The sequence below is a fragment of the Saccharopolyspora sp. 6M genome (assembly GCF_020176775.1).
Classification (GTDB): Bacteria; Actinomycetota; Actinomycetes; order Mycobacteriales; family Pseudonocardiaceae; genus Saccharopolyspora_C; species Saccharopolyspora_C gregorii.
Window position 1 is genome coordinate 7,881 of record NZ_JAIUJZ010000209.1, and the last position, 5,182, is coordinate 13,062.

The following is a 5,182-nucleotide window of genomic DNA, read 5'->3' on the forward strand; positions in this document are numbered from 1 at the left end:
CCCCCCCGCGGGGGGCCCGGGGGGGGGCCCGGGGCCCCCGGGGCCCCCCCCCCCCCCGGGCGGGGGGGGGGGGGCGCCCCCCCCCCCCGGGGGCGGGCCCCCCCCCCCCCCCCGGGCACCGCTCAGGCGCCGGGGCGCTGGTCGGCGGGCAACGCGCAGGCCGGGGTGGAACCGGGCAGCCGGTGCCGGTTGTCGGCGACCCAGCGGTACCCGAGCCGGGCGATCCCGCGCAGCACCGGCAGCGACAGCACCGCCCCCGGCAGCGACCAGGGGAATCCGCAGTGCCGCAGCAGCGCGGCCACCGCGTCCGCCCCGCCGGAGACGCGGCCGGTCTCGTCCACCCACAGCACCTCGTGCCGGGCGCGCTGCTCGGTGGTGCGCAGCGCGGTCAGGTCCGCTTCCTGCCACGGCACGATCCGCGCGCGCAACGGCAGCTTCTCCGCGAGCCGCACGCTGCGGGTGCAGAAGCCGCAGTCGCCGTCGTAGACCAGCACCGGTGTCGCCATGGCAATGCCTCCCGTCCCCAGGGTCCCCGCCGGCCCCGCCGCCGTCGAGGCCGGTCCCGCGGCGGTGACGGCTCAGTCCAGGTCGTCGTGGCGCATGAGCTGGCGCCCGGCCTCGGTGAGCGACCCGGACAGCGACGGGTACACCGAGAAGGTGTTCGCCAGGTTCTCCACCGTCACCTGGTTCTGCACCGCCAGCGCGATGGGCAGCACCAGTTCGCTGGCGTTCGGCGCGACCACGACGCCACCGATCACCACACCGGTCTGCGGGCGGCAGAACATCTTGATGAAGCCGCGGCGCAGACCTTCCATCTTCGCCCGCGGGTTCGTCGCCAGCGGCAGCGTCACGGTGCGCGCGGGCACCTCGCCGGAGTCGATGGCCTGCGCGCTGATGCCGACGGTGGCGATCTCCGGATGGGTGAACACGTTGCCTGCGACGGTCTTGAGCTTGATCGGGCTGACGCCCTCGCCGAGCGCGTGCCACATGGCGATGCGCCCCTGCATGGCCGCGACGGAGGCGAGCAGCAGCAACCCGGTGCAGTCGCCCGCCGCGTACACGCCGGGGACCTGCGTGCGGGACACCCGGTCCACCTTGACGTAGCCGCCGCGGTCGGTCTCCAGGCCGACCCGCTCCAGCCCGATGTCCTCGGTGTTGGGCACCGAGCCGACGGTCATCAGCGCGTGGCTGGCTTCGACGCGCCTGCCGTCGGCGAGGTGCACGACGACGCCCTTCTCGGTCCGCTCGACCCGCTCGGCCCGCGCGTGCTTGACGACCTCGGTCCCGCGCTCGGCGAAGACCTCCTCCAGCACGCCCGCGGCGTCGGCGTCCTCGTGCGGCAGCACCCGGTCCCGGCTGGAGATCATCGTGACCTTGACGCCCATCTCCGTGTAAGCGGAGGCGAACTCCACCCCGGTGACGCCGGAGCCGATCACGGCCAGGTGCTCGGGCAGCTCGGGCAGGTCGTAGAGCTGGCGCCAGCTGAGGATCCGCTCCCCGTCCGGCACCGCGCCCGGCAGCACCCGCGGGGTGGCGCCGGTGGCGATGAGCACCACGTCACCGACCAGCTCCTCGGTGCCGCCGTCGGCCCGGTCCACGCCGATGCGGTGCTGCGCCATGCCGTGCGCGGGGTTGGTGAACCGGGCCCGCCCCGCGATGATCTTGACGCCTTCGCGGCGCACCCGGGCGCGGATGTCGGCGGACTGCGCCAGCGCGAGGCCCTTGACCCGGCCGTGCACGACGGCGGTGTCCACCTCGACGCCGTCCGGATCGCTGCGGATGCCGAGCTCGCGCACGTCGCGGGCGGCCGACCGCGCGCCCGCGGAGGCGATGAAGGTCTTGGACGGGACGCAGTCGTAGAGCACGCACGCACCACCGAGCCCGTCCGGCTCCACCAGCGTCACGTCGGCGCCGTTCTGCGCTGCGACCAGGGCCGCCTCGTAACCGGCAGGCCCACCTCCCATGATCACGATGCGGGTCACTTCGCGGTCCCTCCGTACTCCGAGCCTCGTGGGCGCCACCACCCTATGTCTCGCCGGCTCGCGGCGATTCGGGCGGTACCCGCCCGTTCGCGGCGTTCGGACCGCGACTCGCCGCCGCGGTGACGCGGTCCACTCCGACATCGGGCCCATCGATCGCTACCCTGTGGGGCGTGCCGCTGTACGCCGCGTACGGGTCCAACATGGATCCGGCCCAGATGACCGAGCGAGCCCCGCACTCCCCGCTGGCGGGAACGGGCTGGCTGATGGACTGGCGGCTGACCTTCGGTGGTGAGGACTACGGCTGGGAAGGTGCGCTGGCGACGATCGTCGAGCACCCCGGCGAGCAGGTCTTCACCGTGCTGTATGACGTCAGCCCCGAGGACGAACGGCAGCTCGACCGCTGGGAGGGCTCCGAGCTGGGGATGCACAAGAAGCTGCGGCTTCGGGTGCAGACCCTGGACGGACCGGTGCTCGCCTGGCTGTACGTGCTGGACGCCTACGAGGGCGGCCTGCCCTCGGCCCGCTACCTCGGCGTGATGGCCGACGCGGCGGAGGCGGCGGGCGCGCCCGAGGACTACGTGGCGAAGCTGCGCACCCGGCCCTGCGGCAACGTCGGACCGTGATCGACTCGGCACCGCCGAGCGGCCCGGACGTCACCTCCCGCGTGTGATAATCACACCGACGGCACACGTCGGTGGTGAGGTGGGTGTGGGCCAGGTCAGCGGGGCGGTGTCCCAGCAGCAGCGGCGCGAGCGCATCCGGCAGACGGTGCTCGCCGACGGCACCGTGCGCATCGAGCGGCTCGTCGAGGAGTACGGCGTCAGCGGGATGACCATCCACCGCGACCTGGATGTCCTCGAACGCCAGGGCTGGTTGCGCAAGGTCCGCGGCGGCGCCACCTCCACCCCGGGTTCGCTGCTGCCCAGGTCGGTCGGCGCCCGCCGGTCCGACGCGGCGGAGGCCAAGTCCCGGATCGCCCGCCACGCGCTGCGCCACCTCTCCCCCGGCCAGGTCGTCGCGCTCGACGACAGCACGACCGGGCTCGCGGTCGCCGAACGGCTCGGCGAGCTGGCCCCGCTGACCGTCGTCACCAACTTCCTCCCGGTGATCAACCGGTTGCGCGAGGAGGACGGCGTGCACGTGATCGGCCTCGGCGGCGACTTCCACCCGGGCTACGACGCGTTCTTCGGCCTGCACGCCGCGGAGATGGCGGGCGCGTTGCGCTCGGACGTGCTGCTGCTGTCCGCGACGGCCGTGGTGGACGGGCACTGCCTGCACCGCTCGCTGGAGTCCGTGCAGGTGAAGCGGGCGCTGATGCGCACCGCCGCCACCCGCGTCCTGCTGGCGGACCGCTCCAAGTTCGAGCGGCGCGCGGTGCACGAGCTGGCGCCGCTGACCGAGTTCGACCTGGTCGTCGTGGACCCGGCGACCCCGCGACCGGTGCTGGACGAGCTGCGCGAGCGCGGCGTCGCGGTGGAGGTCGCCGAAGCCTGACCCGGCTACCGGGCTCGTTGCAGGCGTTCCACCGCGGCGGGCACGTCCGCCAGCGAGAACACCGCGATGTCCGGTTCGCCCAGCTGCTCCGGCGTCGGGTCCGGCGGTGCTTCGCCGCGCACCACCCAGATGGTGCGCATCCCCAAGCGCTGCGCGCCGCGCACGTCGGAGTCGAGCCGGTTGCCGACGTGCACCGCGTTCCGCGGCAGCACGCCGGCCCGGTTCAGCGCGTGCCAGAAGATCTCCGGGTCCGGTTTGGTCGCCCCCACCAGCTCCGAGATCGCCCAGTGATCGATGAACGGGGCCACCCCGTCGCGGCGCAGCGCGTCCACGACCAGCGCCCGCTGGTTGGCCACCACGGCGATCGAGTACCGCTCGGACAGCTGCCGCAGCGCGGGCAGCACGTCCGGGTGCAGGGCGGAGGGCGGGTAGAACCAGTAGCTCTCGGCCCGGTCCGACAACCGTTCCCGGTCGCCGTCGCGGAGGAAGTGCTCGGCCATCGCGGTGCGCAGCGAACCTTCCTGCGACTGCCGCCGCGCGTCGTAGACCCGCTGGAACTCCGCTTCGAGCAGCATCCCGCCGTTCTCCGCGACGAGTTCGCAGGTCGCCCGCAGCAGCGCTTCCCGGTACCAGGAGTCGTCGTAGACGGGCCCACCCACGTCCAGCAGCACCAGCTCCACGGGTTCGCCGAGCGCCGCGCGCGATTCCGCCGTGCCGGTGACCGCGGTCCCGTTCGGCAGGACGGGGGCCGAGCCCCGCACCTGATCCGGGAACCGATCGTCGTTGCGTGACACCTCGTGCCCTCCTCGTCCCGCGGCCCCAGCGGATCCGCGCGGCGGGGCGGCGGACGCGAGTGCTGGATCGGGCCGGAATACCGGGTTCCTCGCTGAACATAACGCATTCGGATGCGGTCATCACAGGCGTTCGTGTGATGTCCCGGTGCTCGGTCACGACGCACCTCCGGCGAGCGCGTTCGCCGGCGCGGCGGCTTCGATGCGGGCGACGACCGGGACCGCGCCGGACGGACCGAGCCGCGCGAGGTCGAGCAGTTCCGCGGCGCGCCGGGTGCCGCGGCGGTCCCGCCTGCGGTGCACCTGCTCGGCCACCACGGCGTGGAACCGCTCGGCGGCCGTGCCCAGCGCGGCCAGCGCCTGCTCCAGGCAGGCGAGCGCGGTGCGCCGTTCTCCGGTGCAGAGCATCTCGACCAGCGCGACTTCGAGCGCGTGCACCCGCAGCCCGTCGAGCTCCAGCACCTCGGACTCGCGGACGCAGGCCTGCTTGATCAGCAGGCCGGGCACCGAGCGGGGCTGGCGGTGGTAGGGCACCGCGACGTGCACGACCTCGTCGTCGAACGCCTCGGTGCAGCCGTGCATGGCGACGGCGGTGGGCCCGCTGAGCACCGCGTGCGGACCGGCGCGCAGCAGCGCGGCCTCGGCCCGCGCGAGCGGGTCCCGGGCGCGACGGGCGGGCAGCAGCACGCCGCCCCACGGTTCGACCCAGCGCCCGGCGTCCAGTTCGGCGCGCACCCGGTCGGCGCCGAACACCTCCTCGGCGGTGGAGCGGGCGAGCGCGCCGTGCAGCGGGGCGCCGGGTCGTCGCCCGCGCCCCGGCTCGAACCGGCCCCGCCGTCGGGCAGGCGGACCGGGCGCGGCCCGCGCGGCAGGCCGATCGGGCGCGCGGGAGGCGGCCGCGGGCGGGACGGGAAC

Annotated in this window: 6 protein-coding genes; 2 read left to right on the forward strand and 4 right to left on the reverse strand. The window is 74.5% G+C overall.

Translation table 11 applies throughout. The features are described 5' to 3' along the window. Positions 1–122: 122 nt before the first annotated feature. Positions 123–506: a thiol-disulfide oxidoreductase DCC family protein gene (locus LCD31_RS23995; RefSeq protein WP_224961529.1), complete on the reverse strand. Its 384-nt coding sequence runs from the start codon at positions 504–506 to the stop codon at positions 123–125. A gap of 72 nt (positions 507–578) precedes the next feature. Further along, on the reverse strand, positions 579–1,982 hold the full coding sequence (locus tag LCD31_RS24000) for an NAD(P)H-quinone dehydrogenase (RefSeq protein ID WP_224961531.1): 1,404 nt from the start codon (positions 1,980–1,982) through the stop codon (positions 579–581). Between the two features lie 170 nt (positions 1,983–2,152). Between LCD31_RS24000 and LCD31_RS24005 the strand changes: the two genes are divergently transcribed. Together LCD31_RS24005 and LCD31_RS24010 are read left to right on the forward strand one after the other, a co-directional pair. Continuing rightward, complete coding sequence (locus LCD31_RS24005) at positions 2,153–2,605, forward strand: gamma-glutamylcyclotransferase (RefSeq protein WP_224961533.1); 453 nt, start codon at positions 2,153–2,155, stop codon at positions 2,603–2,605. A gap of 85 nt (positions 2,606–2,690) precedes the next feature. After that, positions 2,691–3,476, forward strand: a complete 786-nt coding sequence (locus LCD31_RS24010) for a DeoR/GlpR family DNA-binding transcription regulator (RefSeq protein ID WP_224961535.1) — start codon at positions 2,691–2,693, stop codon at positions 3,474–3,476. A gap of 5 nt (positions 3,477–3,481) precedes the next feature. On the opposite strand, the gene LCD31_RS24015 is transcribed toward LCD31_RS24010, so the two are convergent. Then, positions 3,482–4,270 (reverse strand): HAD family hydrolase, encoded by a 789-nt coding sequence (locus LCD31_RS24015; protein ID WP_224961537.1) that lies wholly within the window; start codon positions 4,268–4,270, stop codon positions 3,482–3,484. 153 nt (positions 4,271–4,423) lie between these two features. Beyond that, the coding region (locus LCD31_RS24020; protein WP_224961538.1) for a hypothetical protein at positions 4,424–5,182 on the reverse strand (759 nt) is incomplete at its 5' end.